We start from the raw sequence: 23,491 nt of genomic DNA, 5'->3' as shown, positions 1-23,491 counted from the left end.
AAACCGCCAGTTTTAGCGCCCTGGCCTGCACCGTAGCCCAGAAAAAAGGGGCCTTCCCCCGAAGGAGAAGGCCCCGGACGACGGGGGTCCCGTCGTCGCTTTCGATGGAGACCCTGCCTAGAGCACGTCGATCCGGTGATCCTTGGTCTCGCGGATGAAGATCATGCCGACGACGAAGGTCATCGCCGCCACCACGATCGGGTACCAGAGGCCGTAATAGATGTCGCCCTTGGCGGCCACCATCGCGAAGGCCACGGTCGGCAGGAAGCCGCCGAACCAGCCATTGCCGATGTGATAGGGCAGCGACATCGATGTGTAGCGGATGCGGGTCGGGAACATCTCGACCAGCATCGCCGCGATCGGGCCGTAAACCATGGTGACCAGGATCACCAAGTAGAGCAGCAGCAGCGTGACCATGAAATAGTTGATCTGCGCGGGATCGGCCTTGGCGGGATAGCCTGCCGCCTTGGTCGCATCGCCGACAGCCTTCGTGAAGGCATCGGTCTTGGCCTTGAAATCCTCGGGCGCCAGGCCGTTGCCTTCGAAGCTGTCGATCACGGTGTCGCCCACCTTGATCTGCGCTACGGCGCCCGCCGCGGCCGCCTCGTTTTCGTAGTTGACGGAATTCTTGGCGAGGAAGCTCTTGGCGATATCGCAGGAGCTCAGGAACTTCGCCGTGCCCACCGGATTGAACTGGAAGGAGCAGGCCGCCGGATCGGCGATCACCGTCACCGGCGCGCTCGCCTGGGCAGCGTAGAGCGCCGGATTGGCGAAATAGGCGATCCCGTGGAACACCGGGAAATAGGTGATCACGGCCAGGAGACAGCCGCCGAGAATGATCAACTTGCGGCCGATCTTGTCCGACAGCCACCCAAAGAAGATGAAGAAGGGCGTGCCGATGAGGAGCGACACGGCAATCAGGATGTTCGCCGTCGCTGGCGCGACCTTCAGTGTCTGGGTCAGGAAGAACAACGCATAGAACTGGCCCGTGTACCAGACGACGGCCTGGCCGGCGGTGAGGCCGAGCAGGGCCAGGATCACGATCTTGAGGTTTCCCCAACGCCCGAAGGATTCGGTGAGCGGCGCCGTCGATCCTTTGCCCTCGGCCTTCATCTGCTGGAACAGCGGCGTTTCACTGAGCTTGAGCCGGATCCAGACCGAGATTCCCAGCAGGACGATCGAGACCAGGAATGGAATACGCCAACCCCAGGCGCCGAATTCCTCCTCACCCATCCAGGTGCGCACGCCAAGAATGACGAGGAGCGACAGGAACAGGCCCAGGGTCGCCGTGGTCTGGATCCAGCTCGTCATGAAGCCGCGCCGGTTGGGAGCCGAATGCTCGGCCACATAGGTGGCGGCACCGCCATATTCGCCGCCGAGCGCCAGGCCCTGGAGCAGGCGCAGCACGATCAGGATCACCGGCGCCAGAATGCCGATCGTGGCATAGCTCGGCAGCAGGCCGACGATGAAGGTCGACAAGCCCATGATCACGATCGTGATCAGGAAGGTGTATTTGCGGCCCACCAGATCGCCCAGCCGGCCGAACACCAGCGCGCCGAACGGGCGCACGAAGAAGCCGGCGGCAAAGGCCAGCAGGGCGAAAATGAAGCCCGCCGTCGGGTTGACCGCGGAGAAGAACTGCTTGGCGATGATCGCGGCCAGCGAGCCATACAAGTAAAAGTCGTACCACTCGAACACGGTGCCGAGCGAGGAGGCGAAAACCACCAGCCGCTTGTCCGTTATGCCGCGTTGCGCGCCGAGCTTGCCGGCGGTGCCTTCTTGAGCGCTCATGATTTTCCTTCCCTGGTCAGGCCACGAACCCGCTTCTTGAGGGAACGCCGGACGCTTTTCAGCGGGCGCGGCTCTTCCCGACTCTGCTTTTTGGCCGCTTTCCTGTTAGCGCCCCAGGCCCGGAAAATGACCCTATACTTTGGTCGGAGACGGGACTGGCTTCCTGACCGGAGATCGAGGGCCTAGCCTGCCATGACGATGTCGCACGGAACGCCCATTCTCGGCCTGTCGCTGGCCTATCTCGGCCTGCTTTTCGTGATCGCGCATTTCGGCGAGCGCCATGCTCGGTCCTGGGCTTCGAGCCGGCTCGCACCCATCGTCTATGCCCTGTCGCTGGCGATCTACTGCACCTCCTGGACGTTCTACGGTGCGGTCGGACGCGCCGTGAATAACGGTCTGGATTTCGCGCTCATCTATGTCGGTCCGGCGCTGGTGATCCTCTTTGCACAGCCGCTCATGGCCAAGATCGTGCGCGTCGCCAAGCGCCAGAACGTGACCTCGATCGCCGATTTCCTGGGCGCCCGCTACGGCCGCAGCCGCGCGGTCTCGGTGATGGCCACGCTGATCGCGGTGATGGGCGCGATGCCCTATATTGCGCTGCAGCTCCAGGCGGTCTCCTTCACCTTCGCCGCGCTCTCGGGCGAAACCGGCGCCGCCGCGGCCAAAGCCGCCACACCGCTCTGGCAGGACACGGCCCTGATCGTCTCGCTGCTGATGGCGGCCTTCACCATCCTCTTCGGCGTGCGGCATGTCCAAGCCAGCGAGCAGCACCGCGGCATGATGATGGCGATCGCGATCGAATCGCTGGTCAAGCTCTGTGCGCTGCTGGCGGCCGGCATCTTCGTGGTATGGCGGCTCTATGACGGCCCGGGCGACCTCATGGCGCAGTTCAACGCCGCCTCGCTCCCCTCGAACCCCACGAACCTGGCGCCCACCGCGAGCTGGATCGCTCTCACCGCGCTCTCCGCCGTCGCGTTCCTCTGTTTGCCGCGCCAGTTCCATGTGGCGGTGGTCGAGCATCATCATCCGCGCAGCCTGCCGACGGCGCGCATCCTGTTTCCGCTCTATTTGCTGCTGATCAATGTCTTCGTGATTCCGATCGCGCTCGCCGGCCTGCACCGGCTGGGCGCCGACGTCGCTCCCGACCTGTTCGTCCTGATGCTGCCCCTGCAATCGGGCGCCGACTGGCTGGTCGCCCTGGTCTTCATCGGCGGACTCTCGGCCGCGACCAGCATGGTCGCGATCGCCTGCATGGCGCTCTCGGGCATGATCGGCAACGAGTTGGTGATGCCGCTGCTGCTGCGCAGCCGCCAGCCGAACGAGGGCAATATCGGTCAGCTGGCCTTGCTGGTGCGCCGGATCGCGGTCGTCGTCATCCTGCTCGCGGCCTTCGCCTATTACCGGATCATCACCGGCATCCTGCCCTTGGCGACGATCGGCATGGTTTCGTTCTGCGCCGTATCGAATTTCGCGCCGGGGCTGATCCTCGGTCTCTATTGGCGGCGCACCCATCGCCATGGCGTCATCGCCGGGCTGGCCGCCGGCTTCGCCATCTGGTTCTGGGCGGTGCTCTGGCCGACGGTCGATCCCGCCGCGGCCACCGCTCTGCCGCCCGTGGGGCCGCTGGCCTGGTTCGATCCCCTGACCCGCGGCTTCGTGGTCGGGTTCCTCGTCAATCTCGGCCTGACCGTGGTCGGTTCGCTGCTGGCGAAGGCCTCGGCGCGCGACCTCTCCCAGGCCGATGCCTTTGTCTCCGGCGCCGAGGTCGAGCATCACGGGCCCGCGGAAGAGCCCGCCGCGACCGAACTCGACCAGCTGCGCGAACTCACCGCCCGCTTCATCGGCGCGGAGCGCGCCAGCCAGGCATTCGCCGGCCAGAACCTTTCGGGCGCCGCGGCCCTCGAATTCACCGAGCGCTTGTTGTCGGGAACCATCGGGTCGGCCTCGGCCCGCGTGGTGGTGACGGCCGCGCGTCGCCGCGGTCTCTGGCTGCCCGGGACATTCCGCGAAATGCTCGACGAGGCGACCGCCGCCATCCGCTACAACGCCGACCTGCTGCGCCGCACGCTCGATCATATGGGCCTCGGCATCGCCGTGTTCGACGACGGGGGACGGCTCGAAGTCTGGAACGAACGATTCGCGAGCTTGACCGGCCTCGATCCGGAACAGCTGCGGACCGGTGCGACGCTGTTCGATCTGGCCCATGCCGTGCCGGCCTTGGGATCGCTGGCACTCCGCACGCGCGCCGCGTTTCAGGAGATCCGCCTGGCCAGCGGCACCGTGACGGAGCTTCGCGTCGATCCCCTGTCCGATCGCGGTATCGTCATCACCGCCAACGACGTTACCGATCGGGTGAGCGCAGCCGAGGCTTTGCGCGACAGCGAGCGGCGCATCCGCATCATCACCGACAATGTGCCGGTGCTGATCGCCTATGTGGATCGCGAGGAGCGCTATCGCTTCGCCAATCGGCCCTATCAGGCGACCCTCAAGCTGGGATCGCGGGCTTCCGAGGGCCACCGCGTCGCCGAGGTGCTGGAGCCCGAGCGATATGCTCGCCTCAAGCCCCATATCGACGCGGCCCTCGCGGGGCAGCCGCAGAGCTTCGAGATCGATTTCCCGACCAACGACGCCAAGATCGAGGTTGCGCGCGGCACATACATCCCCCACCGCGACGAGCGCGGCGAGGTGCTGGGGTTTTTCCTGCTTTATGTCGATATCAGCGATCGCCGGCGTGCCGAAGCGGCGATGCGCCTCGCCAATGAGTCGCTCGAGCGCCGGGTCGCCGAACGCACCTCGGAGCTCGAAACCGCCCGCATGCGCGCCGAGGAGGCCAATATCGACAAGACGCGATTCATCGCCGCGGCCAGCCACGATCTGCTGCAGCCGCTGCATGCGACCCGGCTGTTCCTGGCGGCACTGGGAGAGCGCCATCCGGATGACGAGCTGGTGTCGAAGATCGAGCTGGGATTGAGCGCCGTCGACGATTTGCTCAACGCCCTGCTCGATATCGCCAAGCTCGATACCGGCACGGTGCGGCCCGAGCGCAAACCGGTCCCGGTCGGCCCCCTGCTGCAGTCCCTGGTCGAATCCTTCGTGCTGATCGCAGCGCAAAATCAGGTCGAGCTGCGCCTCGTGGCCTCCGATGCCGTGGTCGAGACCGATCCGACCCTGCTGCGCCGCGTCCTGCAGAACTTCCTCTCCAACGCCATCCGATACGGCCAGGCGCCGGGACGGTCCGCCCGCGTGGTGATCGGCTGTCGGCGTCATCAGGGAGGGCTGCGGATCGAAGTGCATGACAACGGCCCCGGCATTCCGAAGGCGAGCCAGGCCGAGGTCTTCAAGGAGTTCGTCCGGCTCGGCCGCCGCGAGGGGAAAGGCGAGCGTGGCCTCGGGCTGGGTCTCGCCATCGTCGACCGCATCGCCCGGATGCTGGGGCATCCCTTGCGTCTCGCCTCCGAGCCAGGCCGGGGTTCCACCTTCTCGATCGAGATGCCGCTCGCCGCCGCGACGTCGCGCGCGGTCCCCGATCGCGTCGCCGATCGCGTGGTGCCGCCGCCGGCCACGAGCCGCGCCGCGATGGTGGTCTGCATCGACGACGAGGCACCCGTCCGCGAGGCCATGACGGTACTGCTGGCGAGCTGGGGCTGCGAGGTCATGGCCGTCGAAGACGCTGACCAGGCCATCGCCAGGGTCAATGGCCGCGTTCCCGACCTGGTGCTGATCGATCTCCATCTGGGCGACGACAGGCCCGACGGCTTCGCCGAGATCGGGCGGCTGCGAACGGCCTGGGGTCCGCGCCTGCCGGCCGCCCTGGTCACCGCCGACCGCGACGCCGCCAACCTCTCCCGCGCCCGCAACCTCGGGCTCGATGTGCTGCTGAAGCCGGTGAAGCCGGCGCAGCTGCGCGCCCTGGTGACGCGCTACAGCCCGACGCGCACGATGTGAGAATGGAACTCCTCGCCCTCCTTGCGGGAGGGGGTAGGGGAAGGGGTAGCGACACGAGATGCATGGTGCCCTTGGCGCCCCCTTCCTAGCCTTCCCTCAAGGGGGAAAAGGAAAGGAAGACAAACCCCAGGCCCGCTCTGCAAGCGCGGCGGGAATTTATTCTCTTCCCTTCTTCCGGAAGCCTGATATAACGCGCGCCCCCGGCAGGCTGGCGGATGTTGTGATCCGCTGCCCGTTGCCGAACCCACATGAGAGAAGGAGGACTCCGCGCGCAGGCGCGGAACGACGAGCATGATTACCGAACGCGGCCCCCAGGGTGGCCAGATCAAGATGTGGACGGAAGGCGTCCCCGTCGAAGCCCTCGCGCGCGAGCAGCTGCACAACATCGCCGGCCTGCCTTTCATCTACCGGCATGTCGCGGTGATGCCCGACGTCCATCTCGGCAAGGGAGCGACGGTCGGCACCGTGCTGCCCACGCAAGGGGCGATCGTCCCGGCGGCCGTCGGCGTCGATATCGGCTGCGGCATGGCGGCGGTGCGCACCAACATCACGGCCGACCGCCTGCCCGACGATCTGAAGCCGATCCGGTTCCGGATGGAGCAGCTCATTCCCGTGGACGCCGGCTCGCATCGCGAGATTCCGCGCCATGCGGAGAAGCGCTGGTACGGCAAGCTCAAGACGCGCTTCGAGGCGATCCAGGACAAGCATCCGGTGCTGCAGGTGAAGAACTCGCCGGCCGAGCAGATCGGCACGCTCGGCGGCGGCAATCACTTCGAGGAGCTGTGCCTGGACCAGGACGGCATGCTCTGGATCATGCTGCATTCCGGTTCGCGCAATATCGGCAACCGGATCGGGACGCATTTCATCGCGCTGGCGCGCCAGGAGATGGAGCGGCAGTCGATCCGTCTGCCGGACCGCGACCTGGCCTACCTGACCGAGCACACGGTGCTCTTCAACGACTATGTCGAAGCGGTGGGCTGGGCTCAGGACTATGCCCGCGCCAATCGCGACGCCATGCTCGAGGTGATCGTCCGGGCGCTGAAGGAGTTCTTTCCCGACCTGGTGCTGACCGCGGAAGCGGTCAACTGCCACCATAACTATGTCGAGAAGGAACAGCATTTCGGTGCCAGCGTCTGGGTGACCCGCAAGGGCGCCGTGCGGGCGCGCGAGGGCGATCTTGGCATCATCCCCGGCTCGATGGGGGCGCGCAGCTTCATCGTGCGGGGCAAGGGCAACGAGGAGAGCTTCTGCTCCTGCTCGCACGGTGCCGGCCGAGTCATGTCGCGCGCCGAGGCCAAGCGCCGCTTCTCGCTGGAGGACCATCTTCTAGCGACGGAAGGCGTCGAATGCCGGAAGGACGAAGGCGTCATCGACGAGACGCCCCAGGCCTACAAGGACATCGACGCCGTGATGGCGGCGCAGGCCGAGTTGATCGAGGTGGTCCACACCCTGAAGCAGGTGCTCTGCGTCAAGGGATGAGGAGCGTTCTCGGCAAGCCTGGCATGGGCGGAGCCGGCAGCCCGCAGGGGCTACCGGTTCCGGCCGCGCTTGAACCGCTCCTCAAAGACGAAACCCAGGAAGTTGAGCAATAGCTGCGCGGCGAGGAATCCGGTGATGCCGGAAGGGTCATAGACCGGCGCCACCTCGACCAGATCCATGCCGACCACTTCGCCGTTCTTGGCAAGACCCTGAAGGATCTCCAGCACCTCGTAGTACAGGAACCCGCCATGGCTGGGCGTGCCGGTTCCCGGCGCGATCGAGGGATCGAAGCCGTCGATGTCGATGGTGACGTAGTAGCGCACACCCTTGGGGATAAGGGCCAGCACGCCCTCGGTGCCCAACTTTCGGACTTGCCGCACCGAGAGGATCTCGGAGCCAAATTTTCGCGCCGCCTCGTAGTCAGAACGATTCGACGAGGAGACATTGCGGATCCCGAGCTGGGTCATCCCCGTCACATGACCGGTCTCCGACGCGCGCCGCAAGGGATTCCCGTGCCCATAGCGGACACCGTGCCTCTCGTCGACGAAATCCAGATGCGCATCGAAATGCACAATATGAACCGGCGCCTCGCCGGCAAAGGCCTCGATCACCGGGGCGTGGACGGCATGATCGCCCCCCAGAACGACGGGCAGCGCCCCCGACTTGAGGATCTTCCTGACAGCATAGCGCGTGTTCTCGTGGCTGGTGACGGTATCCGTATGGACGATGTCGGCGTCGCCCACATCGACAATCCGGACCTTGTCGGTCGGCAGATACACGGTGTCGTCCTCGTGGTCATAGGCACCGCTATGGCCGAAGGAGAACAGGGTCGAGGCCTCGCGGATGGCGCGCGGGCCGAACCGGGCCCCGGAGCGGTATTGCGTGCCCATGTCATAGGGTACGCCGAGGACGGCGACGTCGGCATCGATCTTGTCCCAATCGGTGCAGATCGGCTGCTTGCCGAAGGTGCAATGCCCGACGAAGGGCAAATTGAGACGGCCTGCTTCATAGCCATGCGACGCCATGGTCAACTCCTGTCGATCGAGATTTCAGGCGCTCGCGAGCACCAGATCGGCTGCCTTCTCGGCGATCATGATCGTCGGCGCATTGGTGTTGGCGCCGACCAGCCGCGGCATGATCGAGGCGTCGATCACGCGCAAGCCCTTGAGCCCATGGACGCGCAGCCGGTCGTCCACCACCGCGGCATCGTCCTGACCCATCTTGCAGGTGCCGACCGGATGGTAGTGGGACGAGATGAACCGGGACATGTAGGCGTCGATATCCGCATCGGTTTGGCAGGCCGGCCCCGGCTCGACCTCGTCGCCTCGCAGCGAATCGAATGCCGTCTGGCCATGGATCTCGCGCGCCAGGCGCAAGGCGTAGCGGTTGAGCTCGCGGTCCTTCGGGTCGCCGAGATAGTCATTGACGATGCGCGGCGTGTCCATCGGGTCGCCCGAGCGCAGGCCCACATGGCCCCGGCTCTCCGGTCGCAACGCGCACCAATGAATGCTGTAGCCGTGATAATGCGGCCAGGGATCGTGCGAGCCGTTCGGATTCATCGCCGTGGGCACGAGGTAGTATTGGATATCCGGACGTTCCAAACGCCGATCGCTCTTCAGGAACGCCATGCAGTTCATCGGGAACACCGACAAGGGCCCGCCGCCGGTAATCAGATAGTTCGCAAAAGCGGTCGCGGCCTTCAATGGGTTGCGCATGTTGAAGTAGGTGACCGGTTGTTTGCAGCGGTGCTGCACATAGGACCCTACATGGTCCTGCAGATTCTTGCCGACACCGACCAGATCATGCCGGCGCTCGATGCCATGCGCGTCCAGCTCCGCGGGGTCGCCGATGCCGGAGAGCATCAGGATCTGGGGTGACTGATAGGCGCCCGCCGACAGCAGGACCTCGCGGTCGGCGCCGACGCGGACCTGCCGGCCCTTGTGATGGGCGACGACCCCGATGCAGGTCTTACCCTCCAGCAGTAGCTGGAGCACCCGGGCCCCGGTCCATACCTTCAGGTTCTTCCGCCTCCGTGCAGGCCAGATATAGGCCCGCGCGGCCGAGCAGCGCATGGGCCGGCGATGGGTGTGCGTGTACTGGGTCCAGACGAACCCTTCCTGCTCCCCGCCATTGTAGTCGGCATTGAAGGTGAAGCCCGCCTGCTGGCCAGCACGCAAAAAGGCGTCGAACAGGGGATTCTTGTAGCGGCCGAAGGCCGTCTGCAGCGGACCGGAGCGGCCGCGCTGTTCGTTCTGCGGGCCAGCCCAGGCCTCCGCCTTCTTGAAATAAGGCAGCACGCTCTCCCAGCCCCATCCCTCGTTTCCGAGCTGGCGCCATTCGTCGTAATCGCGGTGATGGCCGCGCACATAGATCTGCCCGTTGATCGAGGAGCTGCCGCCGAGCACCCGTCCGCGCGGCAGCGGCACCTGATAGTTCCCGAGCGCCTTTTCCGGCTCGCTCTTGAACTGCCAATCGACCGAGCTGCCGATCATGAAGATTTCGCCGGTCGGCATATGGATCATCGGATGCCAGTCGCGGGGGCCCGCCTCGATCAGCAGCACCCTGATCTCGGGCTTCTCGCTGAGACGGCTTGCGAGAACGCAGCCGGCCGAGCCGCCTCCGACGATGACATAGTCGAACTTGCAATCGAGGCGAGACATGCGTGGATCTCCGTCCTGGCTCTCATCCCGTCGGCGTACTTACGCGGCGTTACGGCGGCTCACGCGACCGCGGCGGATTCGGCAAGCGCCTTCTGCACCTCGTGATGCAGGTTTTTGTGGATTCGGCGCTTCAGCTCGATGAAGGCCGGCGTCGTGATCAGGTCGTAATGGCGCGGACGCGGGAGATCGACCGAGATCGTATCGATGATCCGACCCGGCCTCGCCGACATGGTGTAGACCACGTCGCCCAGCAGGATCGCCTCGTCGATGTCGTGCGTGACGAAAAGCACGGTTTTCTGGTGCTTCTCCCAGATCCCGACCAGGAGCTCCTGCATGACCGACCGGGTCTGGCTGTCGAGCGCGCCGAACGGCTCGTCCATGAGCAGCACTTCCGGATCGTTGGCGAGGGCGCGGGCGATGGCGACCCGCTGCTTCATGCCGCCTGACAGATGGCTGGGATAGGCGTCCTCGAAGCCCTTGAGTCCCACGGCCTGGATGAAATACCGGGCCTTCTCTGTCCGCTCCTGCTGTGGCGCATTTCTCAGCGCCAGCCCGAATTCGACGTTCTTTTGCACCGACAGCCAGGGGAAGAGCGAATAATTCTGGAACACCATACCGCGCTCGGCGCCGGGCCCGCGAACCGCCTTCCCATTCACCTTGCACTCGCCGTTCGACGCCTCCTTGAGGCCCGCGACGAGATCCAGGAGACTCGACTTGCCGCAGCCCGAGGGTCCGACGATGACGGCGAACTGCTTGTCGGGGATCTGCATATGCAGATTGCTGAGCGCTGTTACCTCGCCGCCTCCCCGCAACTTGAACCGCAATCCCACATTCTCGATATCCAGAGCGCCCATGTCCGTGACTCCTCAACGCTGCTCGGCCCAGGGAAGGAACCTGACCTTGATCCATTTGAAAATCTGGTCGGTGCACAACCCCAGGAAGCCGATGACGAGAATGGCGACGAAGATGAAATCGGCATGCAGGCCGCGCATCGCCTGCATGCTCATGTAACCGAGGCCGGAACTGGAGGCGACCAGCTCGGCGACCACCAGATAGGTCCAGGCCCAGCCCATAGTGACGCGCAAGGTATCCATGATCCCGGGCAGCGTCGCCGGCAGCAGCACGCGGGTGACGACCTGGCGCCGCGAGGCGCCCAGCGTATAGGAAGCGTTGAAGAGCTCGGCCGGCACCTGGGCCGAGACGTCGGCGATCATGACGATCTGCTGGAAGAAGGTGCCGATGAAGATCACCGCGACCTTCTCCTCGAAGCCGATGCCGATCCAGAGGATCAGCAGCGGGATCATCGAGGTGACAGGCAGGTAGCGCGTGAAGTTCACGATCGGCTCGAGGCCGGCCGCCACGACACGGAAGCTGCCCATCAGGATTCCCAGTGGGATCGCCACCAGCGACGACAGGAAGAAGCCGGCATTGATGACGAGCAGGCTGGCGAGCGTGTTCCTGAGCAGGGACCCGTCGAGCAGCGACTGCCAGAAGGCCAGCACGACGCGATGGGGCGCCGGCATGAACAGCGGGTCGCAGAGGCCCCCATAGGTGACGATGCACCATCCGAGGAGGATGCCGCCGCTGATCAACCCGCCGACACCCAGGCGGATACCGCGGGAGATCGGCCGGCGCGGCGTCAGGATGTTGTTGACGAATGAAGCAGCGGCGGTCATCTGATCACCCTCCGATGAAGCTGTAGTCGATCATGTCCACCGGCTTGATGTCGGCCTGGATGCGGCCCTTCTCCGACCAGATCTGCAGCGCATAGCCGAGCGTCTGGCTGATCTGGCCCGGCGCCTCTGGCGTGCCGAAGAACTTCTCGTTCATCGGCTTGTCGAGATATTCGATCCCGCGCAGCGTGTCCTCGAAGACTTTGGGATCCGCCAACCAGCCGCCGGCCCCCGCCGCCATGATCTTGATGGCCTCGTCGGGATTGGTCTTGATGAAGTCGAGCGCGCGATACCAGGCGCGGACGAAAGCCTTGAGCTCCGCCGCATGCTTGGTCGCGGTTTCCGGGGTCACGGCCACGACATCGGTGATCAAGCCCGGCTTGTCGGCGCTCGACAGCAGGAGATGGCCGTGGGCCGCATTGGCGCCCTGGCTCAGCGCCGGCTCCCAGGTGACGGCGGCATCGACCTGCCGGGCGGCAAAGGCGACGCCGGCGTCGGTGGCCGTCATGTTCACGACCTCGACGTCGCTCTCCGACATGCCGGCTTCCTTGATCACCGCGTCGAAGAAGAACTGGGAGACCGAGCCGGTCTCGAAGGCGACCTTCTTGCCCTTGAGATCGGTCAGCTTCGTGATCTCCTTGAGCGCAACAATGCCGTCTCCACCCTTGGAATTGTCGACCGCCAGGATGTAGCGGAGCATCTTGCCGGGCGGCATGTAGATCGGGAATTCATCGACAGTCGAGGCGACCAGGTCGATCTGCCCGGCTTGGAGTGCCGCCATCTTGGCCGGTGTGTCTTCCATGGTGACGAGTTGGATATCGACGCCCTCTTCCTTGAAGAAGCCCTTTTCCTCGGCGATGAAGAAGGGACCGTAGCCCACCCAAGTCGAATGCCCGAGCTTGAGCGTCTCTGCCTCGGCTGTGCCGATGAGCGCGAGAGCGAATGTCGCGGCGAGCAGCGCCGCCTTGGCTGTTTTTCGAAACATGCTGTCCTCCCGTTGTGGCCTTGCCCCAGGGACTCGGCCTTTGATTTGAGTCTCGTGGTCCGTTACGCCATCACCTCGCCACGGTCGGCCATCAAAGCCTGTCCGGTCATGTTGGCGGCCGCATCCGAGGCCAGATAGAGATAGAAGGGGGCGACATCGTCCGGCTCCAGCAGGCCGCTGAAGACCTGATTGCCGGTGATCTCAGCCAGCAGATCCTCTTCACGCCGACGGGTTCGCGAGGACATCTCGCGCAGCGAGCGCATCGAAGCCTCGGTGCGCACCCAACCGGGGCAGACGGCGTTGACGCGAATGCCCTTCGGGCCCAGTTCGCCGGCGAGCGAGCGCATCAGACCGAGAACGGCGTGCTTGCTGGCGCAATAGGCGCCGAACTCGGGAACGGAGACCCGGCTCCAGATCGAAGCGGTGAAGAGGATGCGGGCCCCCTCCTCCATCTTCGGAACCACCGCACGCGTGACGTAATAGGTGCCCAGCAGATTGATATCGAAGATGCGCCGGAACGCCGCCTCGGTTGAGGCCGACATGTCCGCGAGCGGCGTGATGAGCTCGAGGCCCGCGTTATTGACCAGCACATCGACGCGATCGAGATCGTTCAACTCGCGGGCGACGGCGCGCGGATCGGCGATATCGCATTTGACCGCCTGAACTTGTCCAGCAGCCCGCTCGGACAGGCGCTTCGCGGCGCCGAAGATGTCGTCGCTCTCCGCCAGCAGGATGAGATCGGCGCCGGCGCGGGCGAAGGCTTCGGCGATCCCGTAGCCGATGCCACGGCTGGCGCCGGTAATCAGGATTCGCTCACCGCTGAAATCGAAGCTGATGTTGGACACGGCGCCGCTGCCCTCGAATTCCCCGTGCCAAGGACGCTGCGCTCTCGATCATTCATTGATAAATATAATTGTATAAAACGATACATTGAGATATTTCATTGTATGACATCGAACTGGATTTACCGAGGCCGGTGCTCCGCCCGTGAAACGCTCCCAATCGCGACAGTTCAATCTCGCCGACGTCGACCTTCGGCTGCTCAAGGTGTTCCACGCCGTCGCCCGCAACCGCGGCTTCTCGGCCGCCCAGACGGATCTGGGGCTGTCCGCCGCGACGGTCAGCAATCACATCGCCAAGCTCGAAACGCGTCTGGGCGTGCGGCTCTGCGAGCGCGGGCGCCGCGGCTTTTCCCTGACCGAAGAGGGCGCGCGGATTCACGAGGCCTCGCTGAGCCTCTTCCGGTCGCTCGACAATTTCAGCGGGATCGTCGGCTCGGTCCGGGGCGAGCTTGCCGGTCAGGTCCATTTCGGCACGGTCGACGCCATGTACACGAACGCCGGGCTCGGCCTGCCGCGGGCATTCGAGGCGTTCTACGACCTGGCGCCGAAGGTCATGCTCAACATCGAAACGGCGTCACCACAGCAGCTTCAGCAAAGGCTGCTCGATGGCCGTTACTCGCTGATCCTGACTCCCATCCAGACGCCGCATGCTTCGATTCACGCGGAACCCGTCTTCGAAGAGAATCAGGCACTCTATTGCGGAGACCGACATCCGCTGTTCGCGGTTCCATCGCGAAAGCTGCGGCCCGCGATGTTCAGCCAGTTTCCCTATGCGGCGCGCAGCTATATGGCGAACTGGACGAGCCCCGACAATGTCGCTTTCCAGCCGGCCGCCATGACCGCCCATATGGAAAGTCTCCTGATGCTGATTCTTTCGGGGCGTTTCCTGGGTTATCTGCCGTGTCACTACGCGGAGGACTGGGTCAAGCGAGGCAAGTTGCGAAGCCTGCTGCCTGATGTCATGTCCTATGTGGACACCTTCTATCTGGCGCAGCTTGCCAGCGACAGAAATCGCGTGATATCGACCCTGCACGATTGCGTGAAGAATCTGGTGAGCGGTTCGCCCATGCCGCGATACTGACCCCTGGGTCGTTTCGAGATCGTCGCGTGGACCCAGCGTCAACTTCCCTTGGCCGCCGGCGGCTCCATGCCCAGCTTCTGCGCGACGATCACGGCCTGGGTGCGCGACTGGACGCCGAGGCGGCGCAGGATCTCGGTCACATGCGATTTGACCGTGGGTTCGGTGATCTGCATCTCGAAGGCGATCACCTTGTTGGGCTTGCCCTGCGCCATCAGCGCCAGCACGCGATGCTGCTGTGGTGTCAGCTGCGCGGCGCGCAGCGCCAGATCGGCTTCGACCGGCGCCAGCTGATGATCCCGCGCCACCTCCGGAAGCCATACGGCGCCGGCGAGGATGTCGCGGATGGCGTCGGTGATCTCCTGCGAAGGCGTGAATTTCGGAATGAAGCCGGCAGCCCCCATCTCGACCGCCTGGCGCATCAGCGCCGGGCTCCGCGCGGCCGAGACGATCGCGACCGGAACGGAGGCGTGCGAGCTGCGCAATTGCGCCAGGCCGGCCATGCCGTTCATGCCCGGCATGTCGAGATCGAGGATGACGAGATCGGCGTCGGGCCGCCTTTCGACCGCCATGAGCGTCTCGCCCAGCGATCCGGCGAATTCGACCTGGGCGCCCGGGAAAGCCGCGCCCAACGACAAGGCCAGCGCATCGCGGACCATCGGATGGTCGTCCGCAACGACGAAGATCGGCGCCGATGGAGTCGCGGCGACGGCCATGCCTGAAGGGGATCCTCCTCCCGGGTGAAACATCCCTGGCCGCCTGGCAACCGGGCATCTCACATTACTTCGACCCAAGCATAGCCGATTCCGGCGTCGCCGTGGGCTTTGTCCCCTCCGCCGGCGCGATCATTCGATAGCGTGGGAATCAGGGCGTCTTGGGTTGTTGCTGCGGTGCAGCGGCGAGCTTCAGCTGAATCTCGCGGAGGGAGACCGTGGTCTTCAGCTGCAGACGCTCGGCCAGCCGCTCGACCGGCTCCTGGTCGCGGAACATACCGATCGGCACGGTGAAATGGCCGCGGTTGTAGAGGAAGAGATTGCGGCCCGGCAGGTTCCAATGCTCGGCGAGCGAGGCGCCGCGCTTGCAGGGGGTCACGGTGTCGGCCCGGCCCAGCACCATGATGATGTTGGAGGGCGGCAAGGGTGCGATCAGGCCGGGATCGGTCAGCCCTGCGAAGGCGTTGAGATTGGCCTCGCTCCAGCCAGCCTCATGGAGCGCCTGTGGCAACCCAACCTGACGCGAGATGCTGCTTTCGACCGCCAACGCCGAAACGCTATCGCTCGTAGTGACCAGGAACAGGACATCGGGCCGGTGACGCTCGGACCAGGCCCGGGCACGCGCGGCAGCGAGTTGCGCCGTCAGCGCGCCCATGCTGGTGCCACCAAACGCGACCCGACCGCGCCCCTGCTGGCGACACCAGCCGGCGACGATTCCCATTTCCCGAGCGCCGGTGGAAAACAGCTCCAACGCGCCCAATGGCTGGGTCGCGATGAAGCGCTCGCCGCCGTACCAGCCCTGCGGCCGCCGCCGGACATGCCAGGGCGCTTCCATGCTGATGACGCGGATGCCGCGCGCGATCAGTCCAGCCTGGCTGTTGATCATGGCGCCGTAGGACTCGGGCTCGACCATGAGCCCATTGCCATCGATCAGTGACGGGACGTTCTCGGACGCCAGCGGTTCGACCACATGAGCCCAGCATGTATCGCGATCCGGTCCCGGGGAGGCAAAACGCAACCAATACTCCCGGCACCAACTATGCTCGATCACGCGCGAGCGTTCGACGGTTGGCAATGGCGATGGCAGGGCGAAGGCCTTGTCGGGATCGGATCGAAACCCTGCATAGGCCGCCTCGACTTCGTCGATGCTCGGAATATGAAAGCGTGCCGCGGGGATCTTGTGACGCAGCATCAGGGGCCAGAACAGCGACCGGGCCCGCATCAAATCGAGACTTGTCTTGAGCCAGGCTTCCTTTGCCCGGAGGAGTTCCGCCTGACCGGCATCGCGTGCGCCGAAAAAGCTGTCGAGCCAGGCCGCATCCACAGCCTTGAACGTGGCCTTGAGCTTTGTGACCTTGGCGAGGGCGCGCTTGGGAACTGCTTTCTCCGGCAAGTCGCAGCCGATCTCCAGACGGAAGCGCTCGGTGCTGCCCTCGGCATCGAGGGCCGCGGCCCAGGCGCGCGAGAGCGGCATATAGATTCGGATCCCCAGATGCAGAGCGACCCAATCAAACCAGGGCCGTGCCAATAACGCGGCGGCAGGCGAAGCCAGCAGCGCATCGATGCGGCCCCTCGGAATTGGAGGGACCGGAGTCGCAGGCGCAGGTGCTGCAGGGGCGGACATGTCAGTTGCTCCGGTGGGCCCGGGGTTAGCGGCGTTCCTCGAGCCAGGCCGCCTGGATCGCCTCGAGGATCTTCTCGTTCGACCGCTTCGGATCGTCCGAGAACTCCTCGAGCTCCTGTACCCATTTCCACAAATCGGTGAAGCGCAGGTTAACCACGTCGGCGTCGGGATGCGCCTCATCCAGTTGGATGGCGATTTCCTGAACGTCGGTCCAGCGCAGTCCCATGATGCGGCCTCCTGGCCCCGAATGCCGCGAAGCGATGCTGCGGAAGAAATGACTTACTTATCGACCATCATGTTGCGGGTGCCCTGCGGCAGCGACACGGTCAGGCCGTCGAGCTCCTCGGTCATGCGGATCTGGCAGCCGAGCCGCGAGGTGTGGGTCAGGCCGAAGGCCAGATCGAGCATGTCCTCCTCGTCCTCGGAGGGCTCGTTCAGCACGTCGAACCATTCCGGGTCCACCACGACATGGCAGGTCGAACAGGCGAGCGATCCCTCGCAGGCGCCCTCCAAGTCGATATCGTTGCGGTGCGCGATCTCCAGGACCGACAGACCGATCGGGGCATCGACTTCCACACGCGCGCCATCCGGCTTGATGAACGTCATCTTGGGCATTGAATCAGTCTCCGTCGCCAATCTCGAAAAACCAGGGCCCTTTGGCACCCGGCAAACAGGGGCCGCCTCGGCAGGCGCCCCGACCTCAGGCCGGCGGGACGCGCTCCGGTGCCACATCGGCCTCGATCTCGTCAAGCCTGTGCCCGGCCAGCGCGCTGTTGATGGCCCGGTCGATCCGGCGCTGGGCGAAGGGTTTGCCAGCCTTTTCCAGCTCCTCGACCAGCCCGTTAATCAAATCCCGATCCTCGCCGGCGATGGCGGCCTTCAGCCGCTGGGCGGCCTTTTCCATCGTCTGGCGCTCTTCGGGCCGGGCCAGGGCGCCGTCGGCCGCCAGCGCCGCATCCAGCGCCAGCAGCACGCGCTGGGCCTCGACCCGGGCCTCGATCAACAGCCGGCGTTCCATGTCCTCGCGCGCATTCTCGAGGCTGTCGCGCAGCATGCGCGCCATATCGTCCTCGCTGAGGCCATAGGAGGGCTTCACTTCGATATGCGCCTTCACGCCGGTGGTCTTCTCCTCGGCCGCCACGGTCAGGAGCCCATCGGCATCGACGGCATAGGTCACCCGGATGCGCGCCGCCCCCGCCGTCATGGGCGGAATGCCCCTGAGCTCGAAGCGTCCCAGCGAGCGGCATTGATCGACTGTCTCGCGCTCGCCCTGCAGCACATGGATCAGCATGCCGGTCTGGCCGTCCTGATAGGTGGTGAAATCCTGCGCCATGCCGACCGGAATCGGCGTGTTGCGCGGGATCACCTTCTCGACGATGCCCCCCATGGTCTCGATGCCGAGCGAGAGCGGCGTCACGTCGAGCAGCAGGGCGCCGCCGCCCTGCGTCAGCGCCTGCGCTTGGAGGGCGGCACCCAGTGCCACCACCTCGTCGGGATCGATATCGGCCAGGGGTTCGAGGCCGAAGAGATCGGCCACCGAATGGCGCACCAAGGGGACGCGCGTCGAACCGCCCACCAGCACGACGCCCTTCACGGCCGCGACCTCGATCCCGGCATCTTCGAGCACGCCGCGTACCAGGTTGGCGGTCCGCTTCACCAGGGGCGCGATCAACGTCTCGAACTCGGCGCGGTTCAGCGCGTGACGCGTGGTCTTGCCGCCGATCGCAATCTCCCAGGAGCCCTGGTCCGCGTCGGTCAGCGCCTCCTTGGCCTGTCGGGCGGCCACCAGCAGATTCTTCGCCTCGGAGCTGTCGATGGCCTCGGCGATGCCGGCCTTCTTGCGCTCGGCGAGGAAACGCTCAGCGATCAGATGGTCGAAATCGTCGCCGCCGAGCGCCGCGTCGCCGCCCGTGGCCAGAACCTGGAACACGCCCTTCTCGAGCCGCAGCAGCGAGATGTCGAAGGTGCCGCCGCCCAGATCATAGACGGCATAGACGCCCTCGGCCTCGTGATCGAGGCCGTAGGCGAGCGCCGCCGCCGTCGGCTCGTTGACGAGCCGCAGCACCTCGAGCCCCGCCAGCCGCGCCGCATCCTTGGTGGCGTTGCGCGCCGCGTCGTCGAAATAGGCCGGCACGGTCACGACCGCGCGATCGACATCCTGTCCCAGCCGCGCTTCGGCGCGCGCCTTGATCGCGCGCAGGATATCGGCCGAGATCTCGACCGGCGTCAGGCGCCGGCCGCGGATCTTGAGGCGCACCATGCCGATGCCGGTGGTCTCGTCGAGATCGTAGGGCAGCGCGCCGCCCAGCTGCTTGAGATCGGCGGCGGAACGACCCATCAGCCGCTTGATCGAGCTGACCACGCCTTCCGGATGATCGAGCAGCTGCTCGCTCGCCTTTTCGCCGACCAGCACCGAGCCATCGGCACCGTAGGCCACGACGGAGGGCAGCAGGCCGTCGCCTTTCTCGTCGCGAATGACCTCGGCCCGATCGCCGATCGCCAGGGCCACCACGGAATTGGTGGTGCCGAGATCGATGCCGACCGCGAGACCGCGATCCTGATCGTGCGGCGCCGGCGTCTGGCCGGGTTCGTGAATCTGCAGCAGCATCACGCGGACGCTCCCGCGAGCACGGCGCGCCGGCCGCGCAGCTCCTCGGCGAACTTGCGCCAATATTTGAGTCGCGTCGTCTGGCGGATCGCTTCGTCCCAGTTGCGCTCGGCGAAGGCGACCGACAGCGACTTGATGCAGGCGGCATCCTCGCGCTGCGCGCGCTCGGCCAGGCGCTTCACCGCCTCGAGATCCTCGGCCTCGGCCAGGGCCTCGCGCGCCTCCATCGCCTCCATCAGCAATTCGCGATCGTCGATGGTGCGGCTCTCGCCGACCGGCGAGGCGATGCCGGCGCGGGCGAGCAGGGCCTGCGCGCGCTTGACCGCGTCCTTCAAGGTCTCGTAGGCCTCGTTGAGGCTCATCGCCTGGTTCTCGGCGATGGCCCGCTCGCGCGGACCCTTGGTCGCGAAGCGGTCGGGATGGAGATTGCGCTGGAAGCCCAGATAGCGCTTGTCGAGCTCGCCCATGCTGATATCGAAGCGCGGCTCGAACCCGAGGCGCGTATAGGCATCGGCCTCGCGCGGCGGCTGGACCGCGCCGCAGACATGGCAGAACAAGGCGGCCGCGGCCACCGGGCCCTGGCAGGACCAGCAGGCGGCCAACGGTCCCGTTGCCGCGCCGCCGCCTTCAGGGGCTGTCGTCCGCTCGGCCATGATCTCTTCTACGCCATCCTCTGTCGTCAAACGGGCGCGGACACCGTCGCCGGCCCCCGCGCCCCTGTTCTAGAATCTTTGCGGCCCGTCAGACGTGGAACGATTCGCCGCAGCCGCACCGGCCCTTTTCGTTCGGGTTCTTGAACACGAAGCCCGACTGCAGCTTCTCCTCGACATAGTCCATCTCGGTGCCGAGGATGAACATCGTCGCCTTCGGATCGATCAACAGCGTCACGCCATGTTCCTCGACCACCTCATCGAGCGGACCCTTCTCGTCCGCATATTCGAGCGTGTAGGAGAGACCCGAACAGCCCTTGGTGCGGATGCCGATCCGGATTCCGGCCGAGGGCTTGCCGCGCGCCGACAGCAGCGCGCGCACGCGTTCGGCGGCGCGCTCGGTCATGCTGAGCGCCTTGGGCCGCGGCCTCGCCGCGCGCCGTTCGGTCTTGGGCGCCGGTGCCGGCGCGACAGTCGCGTCGGGCACCGCGCGCTCGATCGGAGTCTGATCGTTCATTTTGCCTTCGCCGCCTCGGGCGCCGCGGCCACGCCGTTCTTCTCGCGATAATCCCGGATCGCCGCCTTGATCGCATCCTCGGCCAGGACCGAGCAATGGATCTTCACCGGCGGCAGCGACAGATGCTGCGCGATGTCGGTGTTCCGGATGGTCTCGGCCTCGTTGATGCTCTTGCCCTTGATCCATTCGGTCGCGAGCGAGGACGAGGCGATCGCCGAGCCGCAGCCGAAGGTCTTGAACTTGGCATCCTCGATGATGCCGTCCTTGCCGACCTTGATCTGCAGCTTCATGACGTCGCCGCAGGCTGGCGCGCCCACCAGACCGGTGCCGACATTCTGGTCGGCCTTGTCCAGCGCGCCGACATTGCGCGGATTCTCGTAATGCTCGAGCAGCTTTTCGCTATAGCTCATCTTGACTCACTCCTTGTTCGCAGCCCCGGGTTTTGTGCCGAAAGACACGGGCCCGTCAGTGGCCACTCCATTCGATCGATTTGATGTCGATACCTTCCTGCGCCATCTCCCAAAGCGGGCTCAGCTCGCGCAGGCGCTTGACCGCGCTCACCACATGCTCGATGGCATAGTCGACTTCCGCCTCCGTCGTGAAGCGGCCCAGCCCGAACCGGATCGAGGTATGGGCCAATTCCTCCTCCACGCCCAGCGCGCGCAGAACGTAAGAGGGCTCGAGCGACGCCGAGGTGCAGGCGGAACCGGAGGAGACCGACAGATTCTTGATCCCCATCATCAGCCCCTCGCCCTCGACATAGGCGAAGGAGATGTTGAGGTTGCCGGGTATGCGCTGCTCCAGGTCGCCGTTCACATAGACCTCGGGGAGCGCCTTGGTAATACCCTCGAGGAGCCTGTTGCGCAGGAAGCGCAGCCGCTCCGCTTCGGCACCCATCTCGCGCTGCGCGATGGCGCAAGCCTCGCCCAGCCCGACGCAGAGCGGGGTCGGCAGCGTGCCGGAACGGAAGCCGCGCTCCTGGCCACCGCCATGGATCAGGGCCTCGAGACGGACCCGCGGCTTGCGCCGCACGAAGAGCGCGCCGATGCCTTTGGGCCCGTAGATCTTGTGGCCCGAGATGCTCAAGAGGTCGATGTTCATCGCATTGACGTCGAGCGGGATCTTGCCGACGGCCTGCGCCGCATCGGTGTGGAAATAGACGCCACGCTCGCGGCAGATCTTGCCGATCTCCGCCAGCGGCTGGATCACGCCGATCTCGTTGTTGACGGCCATGATCGAGACCAGCGCCGTCTTGGGCGTGATCGCGGCCTTGAGCTTCTCGAGATCGACCAGGCCGTTCTGCTGTACCGGCAGATAGGTGACCTCGACGCCTTCCATCTCCATATGCCGGGCGCTGTCGAGCACGCATTTATGCTCGGTCAGGGTGGTGATCATGTGGTTGCGCTTGTCCTTGTGGAAGCGCATCACGCCCTTGATCGCCAGATTGTTCGATTCCGTGGCGCCGGAGGTGAAGATCACCTCGCGCTCGTCGGCACCGATGATCGCGGCGACCTGCGCGCGCGCCTTCTCCACGCCCTCTTCCGCTTCCCAGCCATATTGATGGTTGCGCGAATGCGGGTTGCCGAACTTCTCGGTGAAATAGGGCAGCATGGCCTCGACCACGCGCGGATCGCAGGGCGTCGTCGCCTGGTAATCGAGATAGATCGGCATCTTCGGCGCATTGCTGCCGCGGGCGATGCCCGATCCGTTCTTCTCCGGGATGTTGGTCTTCAATTCGAGGCTCATCGCAATCCCTATCCGGTCGATCTGTTCAGGTTCAAGCCGCGGTCTCGGTCTGCAGGCTCTTGGCACGACGTACCAGGAGCGAACCCCAGGCCGTCAGAAATTCGTCGATGTCGCGTTCCTCGCTCTGCCAGCCCAGGCTCACGCGGATGGCGCTGCCGGCAAGCGTCGGGTCGACCCCCATGGCGCGCAGCACATGCGAGGACTGGACCCGGCCGGAGGAACAGGCCGAACCCGCGCTGACCGCGATGCCGGCGAGGTCGAGCGCGATCACCTGCATCTCGGCCTCGAGGCCCGCCACCGCGAAGCAGCTCGTGTTGGGCAACCGCGCGACGCCCTCGGCGAAGATCCGCACCGAGGGCTGCAGCCGCTTCAGTCCGGTCTCGAGCCGGTCCCGCAATTCGCGAATTCGTTCCATGGCTTGTAAGTCGTCACGCGACTGCCGCGCCACAACCCCAAATCCGACGATGCCCGGCAAATTGGGCGTGCCCGCGCGCTGGCTGCGCTCCTGACCACCGCCGGCAATCTGAGCCTGCAACACTATGCCGTCGCGGACATAAAGCGCGCCGGCGCCCATCGGACCGCCGAGCTTGTGAGCGGAGAGGCTGGCGAAGTCCACGTCGAGCGCAGGGAGATCGACCGCCATCCGGCCCAGGCCCTGCACCGCGTCGCAATGGACCAGCCCGCCGTGAGCGCGAGCCACGCGAACGACCGCGGCGATCGGCTGGATCGCCCCGGTCTCGTTGTTGGCCAGCATGACCGACAGCAGGGCCGGTGTCGGATCGGTGTTCAACATCCGGTCCAGCGCCGTCAAATCCACGATGCCGTCGCGGTCGACCGGAATGCGCTCGACCGCGGATGCCGCGGCCAGCACCGAATCATGTTCGACCGCCGAAGCCAGGATGCGGGCGCGGCCGGCGCCCTTGAGCGCCAGATTGTTGGCCTCGCTGCCGCCGCTGGTGAACAGGATCTCCGCCGGCTTCGCCCCGACGGCCCCTGCAACGTTCTCGCGCGCGGCCTCGATCGCGCGGCGCGCGAGGCGGCCGAAGCGATGGACCGAGGACGGATTCCCGACCTGCCCCAGGCTCGACGCCACCGCCTCGATCACCCGGGGGTGCATCGGCGCGGTCGCGTTGTAGTCCATGTAGATCTGGCGGGTCATCGATGGGCCTGGGTCAGCTCA

Annotated in this window: 20 protein-coding genes; 3 read left to right on the top strand and 17 right to left on the bottom strand. The window is 65.5% G+C overall.

The window, feature by feature from the left end; all coding sequences use genetic code 11:
• Nucleotides 1-117: 117 nt before the first annotated feature.
• Nucleotides 118-1,791 (bottom strand): MFS transporter, encoded by a 1,674-nt coding sequence (locus FRZ44_RS07455; RefSeq protein WP_151176594.1) that lies wholly within the window; start codon nt 1,789-1,791, stop codon nt 118-120.
• A gap of 192 nt (nt 1,792-1,983) precedes the next feature.
• Between FRZ44_RS07455 and FRZ44_RS07450 the strand changes: the two genes are divergently transcribed.
• Nucleotides 1,984-5,736 carry a hybrid sensor histidine kinase/response regulator gene (locus FRZ44_RS07450; protein WP_151176593.1) on the top strand — a complete coding sequence of 1,251 codons (3,753 nt, stop codon included), beginning with the start codon at nt 1,984-1,986 and terminating at the stop codon, nt 5,734-5,736.
• A 291-nt stretch (nt 5,737-6,027) separates the two neighbouring features.
• Nucleotides 6,028-7,215: an RtcB family protein gene (locus FRZ44_RS07445; RefSeq protein WP_151176592.1), complete on the top strand. Its 1,188-nt coding sequence runs from the start codon at nt 6,028-6,030 to the stop codon at nt 7,213-7,215.
• 50 nt (nt 7,216-7,265) lie between these two features.
• Here the strand turns inward: FRZ44_RS07445 and speB are convergent, their stop codons facing one another.
• The 6 genes from speB to FRZ44_RS07415 form a co-directional block, all read right to left on the bottom strand.
• Nucleotides 7,266-8,240, bottom strand: coding sequence for an agmatinase (gene speB / locus FRZ44_RS07440; protein WP_151176591.1), 975 nt, complete (start codon nt 8,238-8,240; stop codon nt 7,266-7,268).
• 24 nt (nt 8,241-8,264) lie between these two features.
• The gene (locus tag FRZ44_RS07435; RefSeq protein ID WP_151176590.1) at nt 8,265-9,875 is read right to left on the bottom strand and encodes a GMC family oxidoreductase; all 1,611 of its coding nucleotides are present in this window, start codon (nt 9,873-9,875) and stop codon (nt 8,265-8,267) included.
• A 59-nt stretch (nt 9,876-9,934) separates the two neighbouring features.
• Entirely contained in the window at nt 9,935-10,729 is a 795-nt protein-coding gene (locus FRZ44_RS07430; protein WP_151176589.1) for an ABC transporter ATP-binding protein, read from the bottom strand.
• 12 nt (nt 10,730-10,741) lie between these two features.
• Nucleotides 10,742-11,551, bottom strand: a complete 810-nt coding sequence (locus tag FRZ44_RS07425) for an ABC transporter permease (protein WP_151176588.1) — start codon at nt 11,549-11,551, stop codon at nt 10,742-10,744.
• A 4-nt stretch (nt 11,552-11,555) separates the two neighbouring features.
• Nucleotides 11,556-12,533 carry an ABC transporter substrate-binding protein gene (locus FRZ44_RS07420; protein WP_151176587.1) on the bottom strand — a complete coding sequence of 326 codons (978 nt, stop codon included), beginning with the start codon at nt 12,531-12,533 and terminating at the stop codon, nt 11,556-11,558.
• A gap of 62 nt (nt 12,534-12,595) precedes the next feature.
• On the bottom strand, nt 12,596-13,378 hold the full coding sequence (locus FRZ44_RS07415; RefSeq protein WP_225308590.1) for an SDR family NAD(P)-dependent oxidoreductase: 783 nt from the start codon (nt 13,376-13,378) through the stop codon (nt 12,596-12,598).
• Nucleotides 13,379-13,520: 142 nt separating this feature from the next.
• Here FRZ44_RS07415 and FRZ44_RS07410 point away from each other — a divergent pair, with 142 nt between their 5' ends.
• Nucleotides 13,521-14,456 (top strand): LysR family transcriptional regulator, encoded by a 936-nt coding sequence (locus FRZ44_RS07410; protein WP_151176586.1) that lies wholly within the window; start codon nt 13,521-13,523, stop codon nt 14,454-14,456.
• Nucleotides 14,457-14,494: 38 nt separating this feature from the next.
• Here the strand turns inward: FRZ44_RS07410 and FRZ44_RS07405 are convergent, their stop codons facing one another.
• From FRZ44_RS07405 to FRZ44_RS07360, 10 genes are all read right to left on the bottom strand, one after another.
• Complete coding sequence (locus FRZ44_RS07405) at nt 14,495-15,169, bottom strand: response regulator (protein WP_151176585.1); 675 nt, start codon at nt 15,167-15,169, stop codon at nt 14,495-14,497.
• Between the two features lie 148 nt (nt 15,170-15,317).
• Nucleotides 15,318-16,640, bottom strand: coding sequence for a hypothetical protein (locus tag FRZ44_RS07400; RefSeq protein ID WP_151176584.1), 1,323 nt, complete (start codon nt 16,638-16,640; stop codon nt 15,318-15,320).
• 175 nt (nt 16,641-16,815) lie between these two features.
• Nucleotides 16,816-17,016, bottom strand: coding sequence for a Fe-S cluster assembly protein IscX (gene iscX / locus FRZ44_RS07395; RefSeq protein ID WP_225308589.1), 201 nt, complete (start codon nt 17,014-17,016; stop codon nt 16,816-16,818).
• Nucleotides 17,017-17,069: 53 nt separating this feature from the next.
• Entirely contained in the window at nt 17,070-17,405 is a 336-nt protein-coding gene (locus FRZ44_RS07390) for a ferredoxin family 2Fe-2S iron-sulfur cluster binding protein (RefSeq protein ID WP_151176583.1), read from the bottom strand.
• A gap of 85 nt (nt 17,406-17,490) precedes the next feature.
• A complete protein-coding gene (gene hscA, locus FRZ44_RS07385) occupies nt 17,491-19,398 on the bottom strand; it encodes a Fe-S protein assembly chaperone HscA (RefSeq protein ID WP_225308588.1) in 1,908 nt (635 codons plus the stop codon).
• A complete protein-coding gene (gene hscB, locus FRZ44_RS07380) occupies nt 19,398-20,051 on the bottom strand; it encodes a Fe-S protein assembly co-chaperone HscB (protein WP_151176581.1) in 654 nt (217 codons plus the stop codon). Before hscB ends, hscA begins: the two co-directional genes overlap by 1 nt.
• 88 nt (nt 20,052-20,139) lie before the next feature.
• Nucleotides 20,140-20,454, bottom strand: a complete 315-nt coding sequence (locus tag FRZ44_RS07375; protein WP_225308692.1) for a HesB/IscA family protein — start codon at nt 20,452-20,454, stop codon at nt 20,140-20,142.
• Nucleotides 20,455-20,561: 107 nt separating this feature from the next.
• Entirely contained in the window at nt 20,562-20,975 is a 414-nt protein-coding gene (gene iscU, locus FRZ44_RS07370) for a Fe-S cluster assembly scaffold IscU (RefSeq protein WP_151176579.1), read from the bottom strand.
• 55 nt (nt 20,976-21,030) lie between these two features.
• Nucleotides 21,031-22,311, bottom strand: coding sequence for an IscS subfamily cysteine desulfurase (locus FRZ44_RS07365; RefSeq protein WP_456077625.1), 1,281 nt, complete (start codon nt 22,309-22,311; stop codon nt 21,031-21,033).
• A 31-nt stretch (nt 22,312-22,342) separates the two neighbouring features.
• Entirely contained in the window at nt 22,343-23,470 is a 1,128-nt protein-coding gene (locus FRZ44_RS07360) for a cysteine desulfurase family protein (RefSeq protein WP_151176578.1), read from the bottom strand.
• Between the last annotated feature and the right edge of the window lie 21 nt (nt 23,471-23,491).

Origin of the sequence: Hypericibacter terrae, assembly GCF_008728855.1 — a bacterium.
GTDB lineage: Bacteria > Pseudomonadota > Alphaproteobacteria > Dongiales > Dongiaceae > Hypericibacter > Hypericibacter terrae.
The sequence above is the reverse complement of the archived record's forward strand: the minus strand, read 5'-3'. Positions and strand labels throughout refer to the sequence as shown.